The organism is Bradyrhizobium sp. 139, assembly GCF_023074175.1.
Taxonomy (GTDB): domain Bacteria; phylum Pseudomonadota; class Alphaproteobacteria; order Rhizobiales; family Xanthobacteraceae; genus Bradyrhizobium.
Window position 1 is genome coordinate 75,443 of record NZ_JADPKS010000104.1, and the last position, 19,338, is coordinate 94,780.

The 19,338-nt window shown below is 64.1% G+C and carries 20 protein-coding genes; 7 read left to right on the forward strand and 13 right to left on the reverse strand.

What is annotated here, in order from left to right:
• The first annotated feature begins 7 nt into the window (after positions 1-7).
• Complete coding sequence (locus IVA80_RS23325) at positions 8-562, forward strand: DUF924 family protein (RefSeq protein WP_247435822.1); 555 nt, start codon at positions 8-10, stop codon at positions 560-562.
• Positions 563-668: 106 nt separating this feature from the next.
• Complete coding sequence (locus IVA80_RS23330; RefSeq protein WP_247435825.1) at positions 669-1,154, forward strand: peroxiredoxin; 486 nt, start codon at positions 669-671, stop codon at positions 1,152-1,154.
• 142 nt (positions 1,155-1,296) lie between these two features.
• Here the strand turns inward: IVA80_RS23330 and rnhA are convergent, their stop codons facing one another.
• From rnhA to ispH, 3 genes are read right to left on the reverse strand one after another with little or no spacing between them, the layout of a single operon-like run.
• Positions 1,297-1,761: a ribonuclease HI gene (gene rnhA / locus IVA80_RS23335; RefSeq protein ID WP_247435828.1), complete on the reverse strand. Its 465-nt coding sequence runs from the start codon at positions 1,759-1,761 to the stop codon at positions 1,297-1,299.
• Positions 1,758-2,741 carry a homoserine kinase gene (locus IVA80_RS23340; protein WP_247435830.1) on the reverse strand — a complete coding sequence of 328 codons (984 nt, stop codon included), beginning with the start codon at positions 2,739-2,741 and terminating at the stop codon, positions 1,758-1,760. Before IVA80_RS23340 ends, rnhA begins: the two co-directional genes overlap by 4 nt.
• A 6-nt stretch (positions 2,742-2,747) precedes the next feature.
• On the reverse strand, positions 2,748-3,716 hold the full coding sequence (ispH, locus tag IVA80_RS23345) for a 4-hydroxy-3-methylbut-2-enyl diphosphate reductase (protein ID WP_247435833.1): 969 nt from the start codon (positions 3,714-3,716) through the stop codon (positions 2,748-2,750).
• 265 nt (positions 3,717-3,981) lie between these two features.
• On the opposite strand from ispH, the gene IVA80_RS23350 reads away from it, so the two are divergent.
• Positions 3,982-4,677, forward strand: a complete 696-nt coding sequence (locus tag IVA80_RS23350; protein ID WP_247435836.1) for a cell cycle transcriptional regulator TrcR — start codon at positions 3,982-3,984, stop codon at positions 4,675-4,677.
• Between the two features lie 93 nt (positions 4,678-4,770).
• On the opposite strand, the gene IVA80_RS23355 is transcribed toward IVA80_RS23350, so the two are convergent.
• The 3 genes from IVA80_RS23355 to IVA80_RS23365 form a co-directional block, all read right to left on the reverse strand.
• Complete coding sequence (locus IVA80_RS23355; RefSeq protein WP_247435839.1) at positions 4,771-5,040, reverse strand: hypothetical protein; 270 nt, start codon at positions 5,038-5,040, stop codon at positions 4,771-4,773.
• Positions 5,041-5,270: 230 nt separating this feature from the next.
• On the reverse strand, positions 5,271-7,193 hold the full coding sequence (locus IVA80_RS23360; protein ID WP_247435842.1) for a propionyl-CoA synthetase: 1,923 nt from the start codon (positions 7,191-7,193) through the stop codon (positions 5,271-5,273).
• A gap of 164 nt (positions 7,194-7,357) precedes the next feature.
• Positions 7,358-8,134: a hypothetical protein gene (locus IVA80_RS23365; RefSeq protein ID WP_247435844.1), complete on the reverse strand. Its 777-nt coding sequence runs from the start codon at positions 8,132-8,134 to the stop codon at positions 7,358-7,360.
• A 110-nt stretch (positions 8,135-8,244) separates the two neighbouring features.
• Between IVA80_RS23365 and IVA80_RS23370 the strand changes: the two genes are divergently transcribed.
• The gene (locus IVA80_RS23370) at positions 8,245-9,789 is read left to right on the forward strand and encodes a sodium:proton antiporter (RefSeq protein ID WP_247435847.1); all 1,545 of its coding nucleotides are present in this window, start codon (positions 8,245-8,247) and stop codon (positions 9,787-9,789) included.
• Between the two features lie 235 nt (positions 9,790-10,024).
• Entirely contained in the window at positions 10,025-10,795 is a 771-nt protein-coding gene (locus IVA80_RS23375; protein WP_247435850.1) for a hypothetical protein, read from the forward strand.
• 179 nt (positions 10,796-10,974) lie between these two features.
• On the opposite strand, the gene IVA80_RS23380 is transcribed toward IVA80_RS23375, so the two are convergent.
• The 5 genes from IVA80_RS23380 to IVA80_RS23400 form a co-directional block, all read right to left on the reverse strand.
• The gene (locus tag IVA80_RS23380) at positions 10,975-11,781 is read right to left on the reverse strand and encodes a glucose 1-dehydrogenase (protein WP_247435853.1); all 807 of its coding nucleotides are present in this window, start codon (positions 11,779-11,781) and stop codon (positions 10,975-10,977) included.
• Between the two features lie 91 nt (positions 11,782-11,872).
• Positions 11,873-12,250 (reverse strand): DUF1850 domain-containing protein, encoded by a 378-nt coding sequence (locus IVA80_RS23385; RefSeq protein ID WP_247435856.1) that lies wholly within the window; start codon positions 12,248-12,250, stop codon positions 11,873-11,875.
• Positions 12,247-14,358, reverse strand: a complete 2,112-nt coding sequence (locus IVA80_RS23390; RefSeq protein ID WP_247435859.1) for a TRAP transporter permease — start codon at positions 14,356-14,358, stop codon at positions 12,247-12,249. The genes IVA80_RS23385 and IVA80_RS23390 overlap by 4 nt, the downstream gene beginning before the upstream one ends.
• 184 nt (positions 14,359-14,542) lie before the next feature.
• Positions 14,543-15,490 (reverse strand): TAXI family TRAP transporter solute-binding subunit, encoded by a 948-nt coding sequence (locus IVA80_RS23395; RefSeq protein WP_247435863.1) that lies wholly within the window; start codon positions 15,488-15,490, stop codon positions 14,543-14,545.
• Positions 15,491-15,682: 192 nt separating this feature from the next.
• Positions 15,683-16,162, reverse strand: coding sequence for a hypothetical protein (locus IVA80_RS23400; protein ID WP_247435866.1), 480 nt, complete (start codon positions 16,160-16,162; stop codon positions 15,683-15,685).
• 195 nt (positions 16,163-16,357) lie between these two features.
• On the opposite strand from IVA80_RS23400, the gene IVA80_RS23405 reads away from it, so the two are divergent.
• Positions 16,358-16,660 carry a hypothetical protein gene (locus IVA80_RS23405; protein ID WP_247435869.1) on the forward strand — a complete coding sequence of 101 codons (303 nt, stop codon included), beginning with the start codon at positions 16,358-16,360 and terminating at the stop codon, positions 16,658-16,660.
• A 146-nt stretch (positions 16,661-16,806) separates the two neighbouring features.
• On the opposite strand, the gene IVA80_RS23410 is transcribed toward IVA80_RS23405, so the two are convergent.
• Positions 16,807-18,021 carry a hypothetical protein gene (locus IVA80_RS23410; protein WP_247435871.1) on the reverse strand — a complete coding sequence of 405 codons (1,215 nt, stop codon included), beginning with the start codon at positions 18,019-18,021 and terminating at the stop codon, positions 16,807-16,809.
• Positions 18,022-18,092: 71 nt separating this feature from the next.
• Entirely contained in the window at positions 18,093-18,719 is a 627-nt protein-coding gene (locus IVA80_RS23415) for a CoA pyrophosphatase (protein WP_247435874.1), read from the reverse strand.
• A gap of 68 nt (positions 18,720-18,787) precedes the next feature.
• Between IVA80_RS23415 and IVA80_RS23420 the strand changes: the two genes are divergently transcribed.
• Positions 18,788-19,213: a PaaI family thioesterase gene (locus tag IVA80_RS23420; protein ID WP_247435877.1), complete on the forward strand. Its 426-nt coding sequence runs from the start codon at positions 18,788-18,790 to the stop codon at positions 19,211-19,213.
• Positions 19,214-19,338: the final 125 nt, after the last annotated feature.

A 19,338-nucleotide genomic window follows, 5' to 3' on the forward strand; every position in this document is an offset into this window, starting at 1 on the left:
TGGGTTGATGACTGACGTCGACGACATCACACCGGCCGGCATTCTCGCCTTCTGGCGCGAGGCCGGGCGCGAGCACTGGTACAAGCGCAGCGACGCATTCGACGCGGAGGTCAGGCGTCGCTTTCTCGGCCTCTGGGAGAAGGCGGCCGCTGGCCAGCTGGCGTCCTGGGAGGAAAGCGACGACGGCGCGCTCGCGCTCGTCATCGCGCTCGACCAGTTTCCTCGCAACATGTTTCGCGGCACCGCGGAGGCCTTTGCCAGCGATGCGCTGGCGCGCGACGTCGCCCGCCGCGCAATCGATCGGGGCGTCGATCGCAGGATCGATCCCATTCTGCTCGAATTCCTTTACCTGCCCTTCATGCATTCCGAGCACCTGCCCGACCAGTTGCATTGCGTCGCGCTGTTCCAGAACACCGACAATGCCGAGAACCTGAAATATGCGCGGCAGCACGCCGACATCATCCGGCGGTTCGGCCGCTTTCCCCACCGCAACCACCTCCTCGACCGCGACACCACCGAGGAAGAACAGGCCTTCCTCGACAGCGGCGGTTTTGCCGGCTGATGACATAACGGTGAAGGACGGCGACCCCCGTCTCCCCCCGCCGGCAATATTGTGCAGGGCCACCGCACGGTCTAAAAAGCGGGACCGATTTTCAGGGAGACTGACGATGGCGATCCAGACTGGCGACAAGCTGCCCGAGGCGAAATTCCGCGTGATGACGGCCGAAGGTCCGCAGGTGAAGACCACCGACGATATCTTCAAGGGCAAGAAGGTGGCGCTGTTCGCAGTGCCCGGCGCCTACACCGGCACCTGCCACAAGATGCATCTGCCGAGCATCTTCCTCAACGCCTACGCCATCAAGGACAAGGGCGTCGACACCATCGCCATCGTCTCCGTCAACGACGCCTTCGTCATGAACGCCTGGAAGCGCGACACCGATCAGCGCGACGAGGCCATTTTCCTCGCCGACGGCAATGCCGACTTCACCAAGGCGATCGGCATGGAGCTGGACGCCTCCGGCAACGGCCTCGGCATCCGCTCCAAGCGCTACTCGATGCTGGTCGAGGACGGCGTGGTCAAGAAGCTGAACCTCGAGGCGATGCCCGGCAAGGTCGAGGTGTCGGGCGGCGATACGCTGCTGGGGCAGTTGTAAGCCGTTTGAACGCGCCTGTATCCAAGGATGACGTCATGCCCGGGCTTGTCCCGGGCACCCACGTTCTTGGTCACGCGCGGTAAGACGTGGGTGGCCGGGTCAAGCCCGGCCATGACCAGTCGAGAGGGCGCGCACCCCCGCGCTACTCCGCCACCCTCTGCTGCAGCCGTGCCTTCACGATCCCGTCACGCGCGAGCTGATCCGCTCGCTCGTTCTCGGGGTGGCCGGCGTGGCCCTTGACCCAGTGCCAGCGCACGTCATGCGCCTTGAGCGCGGCGTCGAGCCGTTGCCATAGCTCGACATTCTTCACCGGCTTCTTGTCGGCGGTGCGCCAGCCGTTGCGCTTCCAGCCGTGGATCCAGCCGGTGATGCCCTGCCGGACATACTGGCTGTCGGTGTAGAGATCGACCGTGCACGGCTTCTTCAGCGCTTCCAGCGCGGAGATCGCCGCCATCAATTCCATCTGGTTGTTGGTGGTGTGGCGCTCGCCGCCGTTCAGCTCTTTTTCCTTGTCGCCGAACTTCAGGATCGCGCCCCAGCCGCCGGGCCCGGGATTTCCCGAGCAGGCGCCGTCGGTATAGATCGTTACGACCGGAAGCTCGCTCACGCCACCAGTCCTGACGCCATCAGCCCGTAGTCGCGCGCGCTGGAAACGCTCTGGTGGAAGCGCAGCTTGCGAAAATATTCCAGCGGATCCTTCGGCTTGACCAGCGCACCCGGCGGCACGTTGAGCCAGTCGACCAGCCGCGTCAGCAGGAAGCGGATCGCGGCGCCGCGCGCGAGCAGGGGCAGCGCGGCTTCTTCCGCCTCGGAGAGTTTTCGTACACGGCCATAGGCATTGAGGAAGGCGCGCGCCTTGGTGACATTGAAGGAATGATCCGGTTCGAAACACCAGGCGTTCAGGCAGATCGCGATGTCATAGGCCAGCATATCGTTGCAGGCGAAGGTGAAGTCGATGATGCCGGAGAGCTTGTCGCCGAGGAAGAAGACGTTGTCGTTGAAGAGATCGGCGTGGATCACGCCTTCCGGCAGATTGCTCGGCCACACCCCGCTCGCGAGATAATCGAGCTCGGCGGCAAGAAACGCATGCAGGCCCGGCTGGACCTCATCGGCGCGGCTTGCTGCCGCGTCGAACAGCGGCCGCCAGCCCGAGACCGACAGCGCGTTGACGCGCTTGATTGCAAAATTGCCACCGGCCAGATGCATCCTGGCCAGCGCCTCGCCGACGCCGGCGCAATGGGTCGCATTCGGCTTGCGCGGCCAGACGCCTTCGAGAAAGGTGATGATCGCCGCAGGCCTTCCCGACAGCTGGCGCAGCGCCTCGCCGTCCTTTGCTTTCACCGGAAGCGGGCAGTTGATGCCGTGCTCGGCGAGATGCGCCATCAGTGCGAGGAAGTACGGCAGATCGTTTTTCGCCACACGCTTTTCGTAGAGCGTGAGGATGAACGAGCCCTTGGTGGTATGCAGCAAGAAATTGGAATTCTCGACGCCCTCGGCGATGCCCTTGTAGGAGAGCAATTCGCCGAGATCGTATTGCTTCAGGAAATCCGCAAGCTCGTCGGCGGCAACGTCGGTGTAGACCGCCATAAAAGTCTACTCGGCGGCGGCTTCGGGGCGCACCGAGCGCGGCAGCGGGAAGAACTCGTTCTCTTCCGCGGCCGAGACCGTCTCCACATGCAGCGTGAAACGCTCGGCGAAGGCGTCCATGATCTCCTCGACGATTACTTCCGGCGCGGACGCGCCCGCGGTGATGCCGAGGCTGGTGATGTTTTCGAAACGCTTCCAGTCGATCTCGGCGGCGCGCTGCGCCAGCACCGCGATCGGGCAGCCCTCGCGCTCGGCGACTTCGCGCAGGCGCTGTGAGTTCGACGAATTCGGCGCACCGACCACGATCAGGGCGTCCACCACCGGCGCCACCTTCTTCACCGCGAGCTGGCGGTTGGTGGTGGCGTAGCAGATGTCTTCCTTGTGCGGGCCGTTGATGTTCGGGAAGCGCTCCTTGAGCAGCGCCACGATCTCCGCGGTGTCGTCGATCGACAGTGTGGTCTGGGTCACGAAGGCGAGGTTGTTCGGATCCTTCGGGGCGATGGTCTTGGCGTCCTCGGCGGTCTCGATCAGGGTTACGGCACCAACCGGAAGCTGGCCGAGCGTGCCGACCACTTCGGGGTGGTGGGAGTGGCCGATCAGAAAGATCTCGCGGCCGCGCTTGAAGTGGATCGCGGCCTCGCGGTGCACCTTGGTCACCAACGGGCAGGTCGCATCCAGCGAGAACAGGTTGCGGGACGTGGCGTCGGCCGGAACCGATTTCGGCACGCCATGGGCCGAGAACACCACCGGCGCGGTGGTGTTTTCCGGGATTTCGGCGAGCTCCTCGACGAAGATCGCACCCTTCTTCTTCAACCCGTCCACGACGTACTTATTATGCACAATCTCGTGGCGAACGTAGACGGGGGCGCCGTATTTATTGAGCGCCCGTTCCACTGTGTCGATCGCCCGGACCACCCCGGCGCAGAAACCGCGGGGAGAACAAAGCACGATCTTGAGGTCTGGTTTGGCTGACATTGAGCGATCTCGGGACCGAATCACCCGTTTCGCCTTCTGGCGGGGGCGGTCGATGGATTGAATAGGGCTTAAAAGGGTCTGCTAGGACTTTACAGGCACTTCAAAGGGAATTGGGCCCCCTTTCGGGCGCTGTCAAGGCACTATCTATAGCAGAACCATTGCGTGGCTACCCCCTCCGGGCTTATATAGCACGAATTCCCTGTCATCGCTGATGACCACCGGTTTCGCCTCCAAAAGGGTGGGCGAAGCACAAAGGAGATTTGCCATGAGCAACGCACCTCTGATGCCCAAGGCGACCGCCGTCTGGCTGCTCGACAACACTGCGCTGACCTTCGACCAGGTCGCCGATTTCACCAAGATGCATCCCCTCGAGGTGCGCGCGATCGCCGACGGCGACGCCGCCCAGGGCATCAAGGGCATGGATCCCCTCTCCAACGGCCAGTTGACCCGTGAGGAGATCGAGAAGGGCGAGAGGAACCCGGACTACCGGCTCCGCCTTCAGGAGAGCAAGGTGGTGCTGCCGCCCCAGCCCAAGCGCAAGGGCCCGCGCTACACCCCGGTCTCCCGCCGCCACGAGCGCCCGAGCGCCATCCTCTGGCTGCTGCGCAACCACGCCGAGCTCAAGGACGCCCAGATCATGCGCCTGGTCGGCACGACCAAGAGCACGATCGCGAGCGTGCGCGACCGCACCCACTGGAACACCTCCCAGCTGACGCCGATCGACCCTGTCACCCTCGGCCTCTGCTCGCAGATCGAGCTTGATTTCGAAGTGGCGCGCGCAGCCAAGGAAAAGCCGATCGACGCTGCCTATGGCGGCGCCACCCTGCTGCCGGCCTCCGAGACCACCAAGAAGGACGAGTACGAGCCCGCGGAGCGATCGAGCGACGATCTCAATGTCGACGCCGTGTTCGCCAAGCTGAAGACGCTCGGCGGCAAGAAGCAGGACCAGGAGGAGGAGTAGTATTCCTCTTCTCTTCGTTCGCTATCGAATCCGATTCGAACGCGGCGGGGCGACCCGCCGCGTTTTTGTTGCGAGCGACGGCAATGTACGCGCCTACGGCCGATCCGGATGGTTCAGCATGTACTCGCCGAGATCGCGCTGGCGGCGGTCGGAGCGGGTGATCGCGGCGCTGCGCTGGACGTCGCGGTCCTTGCGGCAGGACACATATTCCGGCGAGCCTTGCGCATAGCCGCGGCTCTGGCACACAGCGTCGTCATCGTCCCCACCCATCGCCACCGGCGTCTGGTAGCGCGCGGAGCAGGCGGAGAGAGTGGTCGCGAGCAGCACAGCTGCAAGCAGGCGCGGCGCAGCGGCGAGTGGCATACGAGGTTCCTATTGGCCCGCCCTGTTTAGCGCGGAATGAGGAGAATGTAAGTCCTCGGACGCCGTTCCCCCGCTCGACGTCATTCCCCGCGAAAGCGGGAAATCCAGTACGCCGCGGCGTTTCAGCTCTAGCATCGGCGTCTCTGGAATACTGGATCGCGCGCTTTCGCGGGTGATGACAGCGGAAGCTGGTGAAGAGTCGTCGCGCCTCGCCGGCATGACACTCCGCCTCACACCCTCCCCTTCAACGCCTTGCCAATCTCGTCCAGCACCTTGGGATCCTCGATCGTGGCCGGCATGGTCCAGGCCTCGCCATCGGCGATCTTCTTGATGGTACCGCGCAGGATCTTGCCGGAACGCGTCTTGGGCAGGCGGCCGACGGTGATGGCGAGCTTGAAGGCAGCGACGGGGCCGAGCTTGTCGCGCACCAGCGCGACGATCTCTTTTTCGATCTCGGCAGGCGCTCGCGTCACGCCGGCCTTGAGCACCAGGAAGCCGCAGGGTGCCTCGCCCTTGATCGCATCCTTGACGCCGAGCACCGCGCATTCGGCGACATCCGGATGCGAGGCCAAAATCTCCTCCATGCCGCCGGTAGAGAGGCGATGGCCGGCGACGTTGATGATGTCGTCGGTGCGGCCCATGACGAAGACGTAGCCGTCCTCATCCCTGTAGCCGGCGTCCGAGGTTTTGTAGTAGCCGGGGAATTCGGTGAGGTAGGCTTCCTTGAAGCGCGCGTCCTGATTCCACAGCGTCGGCAGGCAACCCGGCGGCATCGGCAGCTTGATGACGATCGAGCCCATGGTGTTGGGACCGACCGGCTTTGCGGCTTCGTCCACGATTTCGACCTGATAGCCCGGCATCGGCACCGTGGGCGAGCCGTGCTTCACCGGCAGCATGCCGAGACCGACGGGATTGCCGGCGATGCACCAGCCGGTCTCGGTCTGCCACCAGTGATCGATCACCGGCACCTTCAACTGCTGCTCCGCCCATTCCACCGTCGGCGGATCGGCGCGCTCGCCGGCGAGAAACAGCGTGCGGAACATCGACAGATCATACTGCCGGATGAACTTGCCGTCCGGATCTTCTTTCCGGATCGCGCGGAACGCCGTCGGCGCGGTGAAGAAGGCGACCGCCTTGTGCTGCGAGATGACGCGCCAGAACGCACCCGCATCGGGCGTGCCGATTGGCTTGCCCTCGTACATGATCGACGTCGCACCATGCAGCAGCGGGCCATAGATGATGTAGCTGTGGCCGACCACCCAACCGATGTCGGAGCCGCACCACCAGACCTCGCCCGGCTTGACGCCGTAGAGGTTGAACATCGACCATTTCACCGCGACGAGATGGCCGCCATTGTCGCGCACGACACCCTTGGGAATGCCCGTCGTGCCCGAGGTGTAGAGGATGTAGAGCGGATCGGTGGCGGCGACAGGCACGCAAGGGGCTTTCTTGCCGTCGTTCATCGCCTTGCGGCGCAGGCTCGCCCAATCGTAATCGCGGCCGGGCGTGAGATCGCAGACGAGCTGCGGACGTTGCAACACGATGCAGGCCTTCGGCTTGCTGCTGGCAAGCTTGATCGCCTCGTCGAGCAGCGGTTTGTACTGGACGATGCGGCCGGGCTCGATGCCGCAGCTTGCGGAGAGAATGAGCTTTGGCTGCGCATCGTCGATGCGGGTCGCGAGTTCCTTCGCGGCAAAGCCGCCGAACACCACGGAGTGCACCGCGCCGATGCGTGCGCAGGCGAGCATCGCGACCACCGCCTCCGGCACCATCGGCATATAAAGAATGACGCGATCGCCCTTGGCGACGCCGAAATCCTGCATGATGGCGCCGAGCGCCTGGACTTCGTTCAAGAGCTCGGCATAGGTGAATTTGGTGACGCTGTTCGTCAGCGGCGAATCATGGATCAGCGCGACCTGGTTGGCGCGGCCGCCCTCGACATGGCGGTCGAGCGCGTTGTAGCAGGTGTTGACGACGCCGCCGCTGAACCAGCGACCGTAGACGCCTTGCGAGCCATCGAAGATCTTCTTCGGCGGCTCGATCCAATCGATCTCCTTGGCCGCCTCGGCCCAAAAGCCTTCGGGATCGGCCAGCGAGCGCGCATGGACCTCGTGATAGCTGCTCTTTGTGTCGAAGTTTCCCTGGACTTTCATGCCTGCGCTCCCGTTCCCTTTATCGGCCTGGCTTGGACCTGACGACAGGACATTCGTCCCGCCATGACCAGGATCAAGTGCCGGCCTTGTTTGAGAGGTATCTTCCCGGGAACGGGCTGCGGTTCAAGCTGAAAAGAGTGTTGCGGGGAGAGGCGAAGATCGCCTCAATGCCCATCCACCCCGTTCAGGCGCTGCAACCGCTCCTGCATCGACTTCTTCAGATCGTATCCCGGCCGCCCAAACTCGGCGTTGCGGCGGGTGATGAAATCGTCCTGCTCGCGCTGGAGCGCGCGCGCGTTGGGGCTGGGATTTCGCATGCTTTGCGCCTCGCGGACGGCGCGCGCGTTGGCCGCAAAAACCTCGCGGTCGAGGTCGGCGAGCTCGCGGTTGGCGCAGATCGCTTTCTCCACCGCACGGCGCGCGCTCCTGCAATTGAAGCTGGGCTTGCCCGCGACCGCCATCTGCGCGCCGATCCGCTCGAGCTCGCGCGCCATCGCCTTGTGATTGGCCTTGGCCTTCTCGTGGTTGGGATCGATTTTCAGCGCCGCGGCGAAATCCTGCACCGCCTTCGGTTTGTCGCCCTTCTTCAGCCAGAGCTCGCCGCGGGCATTGAAGAGGTCAGCGAGGGTGGAATCGAGCAGAAGAGCGCGGCTGTCGTCGGCGATCGCACGGTCGATCTGGTCGTGCCGCGCCATCAGCGCGGCCCGCGCGATCAGCGCCTTGAGCAGGTCCGCCTTGGCCGTCTTCTCATTGTCGATGACCGCCGCGCAGGTCGAATTGGCCTTGTCCAAGTCGTCGGCCGCGGCCGCGGCAAGGCAGGGGGCGACATCGACCTGCGTGACAGCGGCCGGCTCGCCGCCGGTTACGGCGTGAGCCGAACTGAGCGAAACCGCGTAGAGCAGTACGGCACCTGACAATTGAACGAGGTTTTGAAAACGCATGCTTGCTGCAGTCGGAAAGTCTTGGAGGCTTGCCTTGAGGCCGCACTATCCATCATAGGGCCGGATTGGTGCTAGCTTGTGGCGTCGCTCAATCGGTTTCGGGAATCAACGTGTCGACATTCGAATGGATCATCGTGCTTCTGCTCGGCGCCGTTGCATTATCGGCGCTGGCGCGGCGGATCAAGGTCCCCTACCCGACCTTTCTCGCCATCGGCGGCGCGCTGATCGCCTTCGTGCCGAACAGCCCGTCCTGGACGCTCGAACCCGACCTGGCGTTGGCACTTTTTGTCGCACCGGTGCTGCTGGATGCCGCCTTCGACACCTCGCTGCGCGATCTCCGCAACAACTGGGTTCCGGTCTCGACCCTGGTGGTGGCCGCGGTCGGCCTCACCACAGTCGGCGTGGCCTACGTCGCGCATCGGATGATGCCTGATATGCCCTGGGCCGCCGCAATTGCGCTCGGCGCCATCGTGGCGCCGCCGGATGCGGCGGCCGCGGTCGCGATCCTGAGTCAGGTGAAGCTGCCCCACCGTATGGTGAAGGTCCTGGAAGGCGAGAGCCTGCTCAATGACGCGACCGCGCTCTTGATCTATCGCATCGCGGTCGGCGCGGTCGCCACCGAGCATCTGACATGGAGCCAGGTCGCGCCGACCATGGCGCTGGCGCTGGTCGGCAGCGTCGTTGCCGGCCTTCTCGCCGGCCGCATCATTCCGCTGTTCATGGAGCGGATGACGGAGGCACCGAGCGCGATCATCGTGCAGTTCGCGACCACCTTCATGGTCTGGATCGCCGCCGAACATCTCGGCCTCTCCGGCATCCTCACCATCGTCGTCTACGCCATTACCGTTGCGCGCACGGCGCCGGCGCGCATGCCGGCACGGCTGCGGGTGCCGTCCTATGCCGTCTGGGAGACGATGGTGTTCGTGCTCAACGTGCTCGCCTTCATGCTGATCGGCATGCAGATGCGGCCGATCTGGACGCGGCTCGATGTGGACGTGCGCTGGGAATATTGCATGGCGGCGGGCTGGATCCTGCTCACGGTCATCCTGGTGCGGCTCGCCTGGGTGACGTTCTATCGCACGACGCTGCGCGCACTGATCGCGCACGGGATCTATCACCCGAAGGATCCCAAGTCCGTCGTCTCGCCCAAGGGCGGCCTCATCATCTCCTGGTGCGGCATGCGGGGCCTCGTCACGCTCGCGACCGCCTTTGCATTGCCCGAAAACTTTCCCTATCGCGATTTCATCGTCTTCAGTGCCTTCGCGGTCGTGCTTGGCACGCTGGTCGTGCAGGGGCTGACGCTGCGTCCTCTGATCCTGGCCTTCGGCCTCAAGGACGACGACCCCGTCCGAGTCGAAGTCGCGCGCGCCCGCGCGGTCGCCTATCGCGCCGCGCTCGATGCGATCGAGGACGACCCCTCGGAGGAGGCGGAAATCCTGCGGCTCGAATACCGCGCCGTCCTGATGCAGGCAGACGACGATCCGAACGGCGGCATCGGCAACGGCGAATTGCCCGCCGATCCCCTGCGCCGCCGCGCCATCGAAGCCGCGCGCAAATCGATCTTCGACCTCCGCGCCACCGAAGTGATCGGCGACGACGCCTTTCACAAGATCGAGGAAGAGCTCGATCGCGCAGAATTGAGCGCGGGGGGATGATGCTTTCGAGCCGAAAACACAGCTGTCGTCCCGGACAAGCGCGCCGCAAGCACGCGCCGATCCGGGACCATAGCCACAGGGAGGCGTTTGGCGAAGACTCGGAGTTGCCAATCTCGCGCCACAACCAGACTCTGTGGCTATGGGTCCCGGATCTGCGCTTACGCTTGTCCGGGACGACGGCGGAGGATCAACCGCCGGCATTGAACCAAACCCCTGCTCTCCAGACTCACTCCAGATGACGACCTTGAGCGACGACCGTCGTGTACGCGCGCGTGATGCGTCGCCTGCACGATATTTTTATCTCAATATGGCACTGGCTTGCGCGGCCACCGCGTTTCTCGGCTTCGCCCCGACCTATTTTGTACCGCTCGCGCACCGGACGTTTTCCGCGAGCCCGGTGATTCATTTTCACGGACTCTTGTTCTTCACCTGGTCTGTCTATTTCGTGATCCAGACCTGGCTCGCAGCGTCGGGCCGCGTGGTCAATCACCGCGCACTCGGGATTGCCGGCGTGTCGCTTGCGACCGCGATGACGATCTTCGGCTTCCTCGCCTCCGTGCATGTGATGCAGCATTCCGCCGCGCTCGGGCAGAAAGCGGCCGGCATCGCCTTCTCGATCGTGCCGATGAGCGGCATCGCGTTCTTCGCAGTGGTGTTCGTGCTCGCGATCATGAACACGCGCAAACCCGAGATTCACAAGCGCCTGATGCTGCTCGCCGCGGTCTCGATCCTCGATGCCGCGATCGCGCGCTGGTTCCTCACCTTCCTTGCGCCATCCGGACCGCCCGGTCCGCCCCCGGTGCCCGTTACGATCGCCCCGGCCGTGGTCGCTTCGCTCCTGCTCGTCGTCGCCATGGTGCGCGACTGGCGCGCCGAGGGCCGCGTGCATCCGGTCTACATCTACGGCACACTCGCGCTGCTGGCGGTGAAGGTGCTGAACTGGCCGATCAGTGAGACGGCCGCATGGCATTCATTCGCCGGCGGGATTCTGGCGCTGGCGCAGTGAGCGCTCTGTAGCCGAAACACCAATGCAAAACCCGTCACCCTGAGGTGGCCGCTTCTTTAGCGGCCCTCGAAGGGCGACGGCCCGGCTGCAGCGTGGCCGCTCATCCTTCGAGGCTCGTAGCGCAGTGCAAATGCACTGCGCTACTCGCACCTCAGGATGACGGGGCTGGCTGAAGTTTGTTACGCCCCCGCCTTGCACGTGATCCCGCCGTCCACCACGAGCTCGATCCCCGTGACATATTTCGACTCGTCCGACGCCAGGAACAGCGCTGCATTGGCAACATCCCAGGCCTCGCCCATGTGGCCCATCGGCACCTGCGCATCGCGCGCGCGCCACATCGCTTCGACATCGCCCTTGGCGTAGCTGGCGGCGAGGCCTGCGGAATGTTCGACCATCGGGGTCTTCATCAGGCCGGGCAGGATCGCGTTGACGCGCACATGGTGGCGCGCGAACTCGATCGCGGTGGTGCGCGTCATCTGGTTCATCGCAGCCTTCGAGGTGCCGTAGGTGACGTAGGAGATGCCCATGTGGCGGATCGAGGCGATCGAGGAGATGTTGATGATCGAGCCGCCGCCCTGCTTCACCATGACGGGAATGACATGCTTCATGGCGAAATAGGCGCTCTTGAGATTGACGCTGAAGACGCGGTCCCAGCTTTCCTCGGTGACCTCGACCACACTGCCCATCTCGGCGATGCCGACATTGTTGTCGAGCACGTCGATGCGGCCGTAAGCCTTGAGGCACGCCGCGACCATTGCCTCGATCTCGCTCGCGCGCGACACGTCTGCAGTGAAAGCTGTCGCCTTGCCGCCCTCATCCGTGATGATCTTCGCAGTCTCCTCGGCCGCAGCACCATTGCGATCGACGCAAATCACCTGCGCGCCCTCGCGCGCAAAGGTCACCGCGGTGGCCTTGCCGTTGCCCCAGCCGGGGCCGATCGAGCCGGCGCCCACCACCATCGCAACCTTGCCCTTGAGCCGATCCATCGCGTGTCTCCTTTGTTGTTATTTGCAGCCCGGATCGAGCGCAGCGTAATCCGGCGGTGTCGTTCCCGGATTTCGCTCCGCTCCATCCGAGCTACGGATCGTTGCAGACCTTCATCGTGGTGACGTTAGCACCGATTGCATGACCGACAATCTCGGACAGCGTCTGGCACTGCCCGTCATGACACACCCGCCATTCGCCGGCCGCGGCCGAATTGCCGAGCGCGACCTCCGGCATCGGCGCGCGCTTCGGCTGCCATTGAAACCAGCCATCGACGAGCCGCGCCTCGGGCGGCGGCTCCATGCCGGCGCCGGTGCCTTTGACCCGCGCCCGCACCAGTTCGAGGCCGGCCCGCGTGACGCGCCAGTCTTCCTGCCAGTCGACCTTCTCGATCGAATGCGTCCACACCAGCGTGAAGGCGGACAACGCCAGCGCCTTCACGCCTGAAGCTGTTGCGAAGCAGAGGCTCACACCGCCTCGACCCTCGCCGGCGGACGCTGCCGCCACTGCCACAGCACGATTGCCGCGGTCAGCACGAAGCCCGCGGTGTCGCTGAACGGGAAATCGCCGAGCAGGCACATCGCGGCGCCGAGCGCAACGAGGCGCTCGAGCAGTGTCAGCCGCGTGAACAGGAATCCGATCGCGACCATGCCGAACAGCGCGATCGCCACCAGCGCCTTGAACGCGGCGAGCACAACCGCACCATAGAAGCCAAGCTTCGCCGCCATGGGGTCGCCGGCCTGGAGCATCAACGCCGGCGAATAAACGAAAATGAAGGGAATGACGTAGCCGGCGAGCGCGATGCGCATCGCCTCCCAACCGATCTTGTCCGGATTTTCCTTCGCGATCGGCGCGGCCGCGAGCGCCGCCAGCGCCACCGGCGGCGAGAGATCGGCCATGATGCCGTAGTAGAACGCGAACATGTGGCTCGCAATCAGAGGAACGCCGAGTTTTGCCAGCGCCGGCGCGGCGAGCGCGGCGGTGATGATGTAGGTCGGAATGGTGGGGATGCCGGTGCCGAGCAAGATCGACAGCAGCATGGTCATGATCAGCGCCAGGAACAGGCTCTTCTCGCCGAGACCGATCACCCAGCCACCGAAAATGGTGCCGACGCCGGTCTGCGACATCATGCCGATGATGACGCCGACGATGGCGCAGGCCATGCCGACGGTGATGGCTGATTTTGCGCTTTCGGCGAGAGCATCGCGGCACCCGCGCAGAGCGGAAAATCCGCCGCGCACGAAGGCGGTGATCACGATCAACGCGACGACGATTCCTGCGACCGGCACGATCTGAAGGCCGTCACGCGACAGCGCGGCGACGACGAGCGCGAGCCCGATCCAGAAGATGTAGCGGATGACTGTTGCCGAGACGCCCGCGGTGATGCTGGTCCCCAGGATCAGCGCCACCGTCAGCGCGAGGCCCATGCTGCCGGCATAGAGCGGCGTGAAGCCCTCGAACAGCATGTAGACCAGCGCCGCGAGCGGCAACACGAGGTACCAGCGCGTCACCAGCGCCTTCCAGGCGCTCGGAATTTCCCCGCGCTTCATGCCGACGAGACCGTGCTTGCCGGCTTCCAGATGCACCATCCAGAACGCGGAAGCGAAATAGAGCATCGCAGGAATCGCGGCCGCCTTGACGATTTCCGAGTACTGGACGCCAAGCGTCTCCGCCATGATAAATGCAACCGCGCCCATCACCGGCGGCATGATCTGCCCACCCATCGAGGCCGTCGCTTCGACGCCGGCAGCAAAGGCGCGGCGGTAGCCGAACCTGATCATCAGCGGGATCGTGAACTGGCCGACGGTGACGACGTTGGCGACGCCGGAGCCGGAGATCGTGCCCATCATGCCCGAGGCGAACACCGCGACTTTGGCCGGACCGCCACGGGTGCGGCCGAACAGGCCGAGCGAGACATCGGTGAAGAGCTGGATCATGCCGGCGCGCTCCAGGAACGAACCGAACAGGATGAACAGGAAGATGTAGGTCGCGGACACGTAGATCGGCACGCCGTAGAAACCTTCGGTGCCGAACGACAGATGCGTGATGATCTGATCGAAATCATAGCCGCGATGGTTGAGCGGCGACGGCAGATATTGCCCGAAGAACCAGTAGACGAGACACGCGCCGCACATCAGCGGCAGCGCCGCGCCCATCAACCGCCGCGTGCCCTCGAAGATCAGCACCGCGAGCAGCGTGCCGACCACGAGATCGAGCCTGGTCGGATCGCCGTCGCGCGCGATCAGATCGGCATAGAATATCCACTGATAGAGCCCGCATAGGAACCCGGCGCCGCCGATCAGCCAGCCGAGCGAGCGGCCGAGATCGCTCTTCGCGGTGAAATTGCCGATCAGGCCAAAGGTGAGGAGAACGAGGAAGCCGACATGGACGCCGCGCACCACCTGGCTCGGCAGATAGTTGAAGGCGGCGACATAGAGCTGGAAGGTGGCAAACGCGATGCCGATCCAGTAGGCGAGAGTGCCCCACCAGCCTGGACCAAAACCTTCCGGGAAGCCATGCTCGAAATTGTCGAACTCGACCTTGATGGGCGCTCCGGTGCCCTCTGGCTTTTCCAGCATTTCAATTCGTCCTCAACCCTACGAAGGGCCATCATAACATCGGCACCGTCTCCGCAACGTCGCGGCCGGGCTTGTCCCGGCCATCCACGGCTACAGTGCCGCCAAGAACGTGGATGCCCGGGACATCTGCGCGAAGACGCGCTTCGCGCTTTTGCCCGGGCACGACGTCGACGGGTAAGGCTAACTACTTGATCAGCCCCTTTTCCTTATAATAGCGGATCGCGCCGGGGTGCAGCGGAACCGGGCTGCCGGAGGCCGCCGTCTCGAGCTTGATCTCCTTGCCCGCGGCATGAGCATTTTGCAATTCCGGCAGCGACTCGAAAACCAGCTTGGTCATCTGATAGGCGAGATCGTCCGATACCGCAGAACTGGTCACGAGATAGTTGACCACGGCCGCGGTCGGCACGTCCTTGTCCTGGCCGGTATAGGTGTTGGCCGGAATGATCGCCGAGATGAAGGGTGGGCCGATCTTGTCGACGGTCTCCTTCGGCACCGACACCACCGTGATCGGGCTCGAGGTCGAGAGATCCTTCAACGAAGCGACGCCGAGGCCGGCCGATTGCAGGGTCGCTGCGAGCTGACGATTCTTCATGAGGTCGACGGATTCGGCAAACGGCAGATATTCCACCTTGCCGAGATCCTTGTAGCTCATGCCGGCCGCCGCCAGGATCGCGCGCGAATTCAGCTCCGTGCCGGATTTGGGCGCGCCGACCGATAGGCTCTTGCCCTTGAGGTCCGCCAGCGTCTTGATGCCGCTCTCGGCGGTTGCGACGATCTGGATGTAGTTCGGATAGATCGCGCCGATGGTCCTGAGCTTGTCGAGCTTGGTCTTGAAGCCCGCCTCCTCCTCGCCATCCCAGGCGGCTTTCAGCGAGTCGCCCAGCGTGAACGCCAGTTCGCCGCGGCCCTGCTGGAGCAGGATTAAATTCTCGACCGACGCCTTGGTGGCCTGCACCTGCGTCTTCACGTTCGGAATCTTGTCGCCGTAGATCTTCCCGATCGCGACCCCGAGCGGGTAGTAGACGCCGGAGGTGCCGCCGGTCAGCACGTTGATGAAGGATTGCGCATGCGCGCAAGGTGCCGACGCCGCCAGAGCAAGAGCTGCGGCCACGCCGAAGAACGTTCGTTTCATGATTTTTCCACTCCCCAAACCGGCGGGGAAATTGGCCGGATGAGGGGAGCGGGTCAACCCATCCAATAGGCAAAACAGGACTGCGGTAAATGGCCGTTCCGGCTCGATTTCTGGGGAACCCGGCGGGTGCGGCGACGTGGCGCAGCCATGTCAGCCGCGCCCCAACGCATCAGGCTCGAGCGCGCTGTCCTCTCACTGGAAGGTCATGTCCAGGCACTTGGAGATGTCGGAGCCAAGGCCGGAGGAAATGATGATGCAGCCGCGCACCTTCTGCGCGGTGACGTCGGCGGCCCACACCGAGTAGCCGCCGGGGCCGAAGAACGAATTGGTGTTCGGCGGCTCGGTCTCGGTGGCGTCGAAGTCGTAGTGCCCGTCCGTCTCGAAGATGCGCGGCTTCTTGGTGCAGCCGCCGTCGGTCTGGACGTTGATGACTTCCTTGTTGTCGCGGGTCAGCGCCAGCGAAACCTGGCAGCGGAAATATTCAGAGGTCTTGGTATTGAACAGGTAGGTGTAGGACTTGCAGGTCGCGGTGTTCAACTTGCCCGGGGCGAGGCCACGGCTGCACGAAATCCGCTGGTTGTGGCTGAGCTGGTAGTCATCGGCCCGGGCGGCCGGCGCCAGCGCCGTCAGCGACAATGCAGCAGCCCAGCAAAGTTTAATCACATGGCGCATCCGAATCATCCCTGCCCATAATGTTGTCGAGTTGCGTTCTAGACGGAAAGCGGAACATAGTCGCGCGGGGACGAAGGGAAAATCACAAGCTGCTGGGCAGGACGTGATGCGCTGCGGCACTTTCGCGAGTTGACCCGGAAACGCCGTTCGTGATTTGTTCAAGCGGGGCACCCCTATGGTGGGGAGGATGAGATCATGGCATTTTTGACGAAGGCATTTGCACTCGCAGCCACGCTCGGCACATTCGCAGCACCCGCATTGGCGCAGACCGCGGCGACACCCTGGGAGCTCAAGCCCGACACGGGCTATGCCTACGACAAGGACGGCAAGACCTTCGCCTACAAGATGGGCACCAGCAATGCCGGCGAACTCCTGAAGGGCGCCAAGAAGGTGCCGAAGGGCACGCTGTTCTTCATCGGCCACAACGGCCAGCTCTACATGCGCAGCAGCCCGTATCTGGAAGGCGACGGCAAATTCAAGTTCGGGCCGGATCAGTAGGGGCGTCGGGGCGCGGCCGCCCGCACACTCGGTGTCATCCTCCGCGAAGGCGCACGATCCAGTATTCCAGAGGCGGTCGTTCTTGAGTCGAGAGGCCACGGCGTACTGGATGCCCCGCCTTCGCGGAGCATGACAGCTACCGAGGATTAAAACGCCCCAGCCAGCTCCCGCGCGCCGGCATTGCTGCTGTTGCTGTCCATTCGCATGTCCGTCACCGCCAGCAGCTTGGCCACCGTGTTGTGGCGGATCGCGACCGGGTTGCGCTCGTAACCGCCGCGCCGGAAGAAGTTCGAGGTCGGCACCTGCTCGCGCACCGCCTGCGGCATCGTCACCATGTCGAGGCCGGTGCCGTCGCCGGTAAGATTCATCATCTCGAGCTCGGCGGCGGTGAGCGGCCGGGTGTAACCCTTGGCGCGCGCAAACAGCACTGAAGTCAAAAGTTTATGGGTTTGCAGCATCGGGCCGATATCGACGTCCAGCACCATCGCATGCATGGCCCAGCCCTGCGCGGTGTTGCCGATCTTCTCGTGCTCCGACCAGGTGTCGGGCACCGACTTCGCATGCGTCACCATTTTCTTCAGCACGGCAAGCTTGTGCTCGAGCGACTGGCGCGCCGGCCCCGATGTCCGCGCCACCTTGTCCGAGAGCGCGCGGATCAATTCATGGCCCTGCTCGGCCAGCAGCTCGACACTGTTCGTCGTCAGCAACTGATTGTAGCCCATCGCGGTCGAGATCGCGCGCTTGCCGCCATGCTCGATTCCCGCTTGCACGTCGTAACTGCCGGTGCCGCCGGTCTCGAACGAATAGACCCGCACCGCCTGCTCGCGCGTCAGGCCCGAAGCGAGCGCGTAGCGCGCATAGGCGCGCTTGAACTCGACCTCTGATGTCGGACGCTGTGGTGTAAACTGGTAGAGCTCCTGCGCGGCGCGCAGGAAATCGGAGACGACGGGAATGGGCTTTTTGGCGGGACGGTCCGGCGCTTCCTCCGGCTCCGGGTTCACCGGCCGCTTCGGCCCGTTATAGAGCGGCGGATGCTCCAGCACGTAATCCTCCAGCGTGACCTGCTGTCCGCTGCGCCGCTTGGCGTTGCGACCGCGGCGCTTCTCCGAGATCCGACTCCAATAGGCGCCCGCCTCCTCGTCGAAGGCCGCACGCGCGGCCTGATATTCCCCGAGCTTGCGGCGATATTCGAGCACTGCCGGCGAGGCGCCACCTTGCGCAAAAAACTGCGACAGCAGCTGGGCATTGGCATTGCGGACGGCGGGCGGCAGCGCGTCGGCCTCGCCGCCACGCGCGGCAGGTGAGATCAGGACAAGCGCGAGTGGAACCAGCGCCAGACTATTTCGAATCGATCGATGCATGCTGCCCTTTTAGCAGGCATCCGGTAACCGTCACGTTAACGCGCCGTTTACCTCTTTTTTCGTCTCTTGCGTCACTTCCAGGCGAACACCGGCTGTTCCAGCTCGGTCACACGGGTGTGCCGTCCCGCCAGCACCTCGCGGAATTGGTAGATCAGCGCCGCCGTCGGTGCGTGAATCAGGCTCATCTGGTGATGGAAGCGGATCACGCGGCGGGAGCTTTCGGGGATCGCGACGAAATCGAAGGCGTCGTCGCGCTCGATCGTCGCGAGCGCGATGCGATGGACGGAGGCGACCTCGTCCGGGTTCGGCCGAATCGCGGCGCTCCCCTCGACCCAGACCACCACCGGCGTGATCAAATAGCCGGAGCGGGTCGGATAATCGTCCAGCGTGCCGAGAACCTCCGCATGCGTGAGGCGGAGGCCGAGCTCCTCGTCGAGCTCGCGCAGCGCAGCCTCGACCGGCATCTCGCCGGCATCGCAGCGCCCGCCGGGCAAGGCCCATTGGCCGCGATGGGCGCGCAGGTGTGACGCGCGCAGCGTGAGCAGGAATGCGGTGTCGCCCTCGCCTGCCGCGGTCAGCGCGACCGCAACCGCGGCCCGCTTCAATGCCGCCGGCGCATCATCCTCGGGCAGGCGCGTGAAGGCCGCGCAGGCGGCCGCGATATTCCGCCGGGTGGCATCGTCGAACGGTCTCATCATGCTTGACTACACCACCTCCGGCCCCGATGAAATGAGATCGCAAGGCCCGCGCAGCAACGGACGACCACATGACCAACAAGGCCGCCGCAAGGCTCAAATCAGACGGCTGGACCATCCTGGAGACCACGGGCTTCATGCACCTGATCGGCCCCTTGTGGGAGCGCAAGGTCGAGGGACATTACGAATTCGCACTCGCGACCGAAGACAAGCACCACAACCGCCGCGGCATGGTTCAGGGCGGCGTGATGATGACGTTTGCCGACCGTACCTGCGGCATGACCGCCCGCTACGTCTCCGGCAAGGAATTCATGGCGACGGTGCAGCTCGACACCCATTTCGTCGAGGCCGGAAAGATCGGCGACATCCTGATCTCCCGCCCGCGCGTGGTGCGCTCGACGCGCAGCCTCATCTTCATGAGCACCGAGGTCAGCGTGGACGACCGCTGCGTGGTGATGGCAAATGGCGTGTTCAAGATCTTGAAGGGGCCGGAATAGGCCATCGCTGCAGCCACTTGCTCCACTGTCGTCCCGGCGAAGGCGGGGACCCATAACCACAGGGTGAAGTTGTGGCGCGAAGTTGGAAACCACGAGTCTTCGTCAAACCACGTCTTGTGATTATG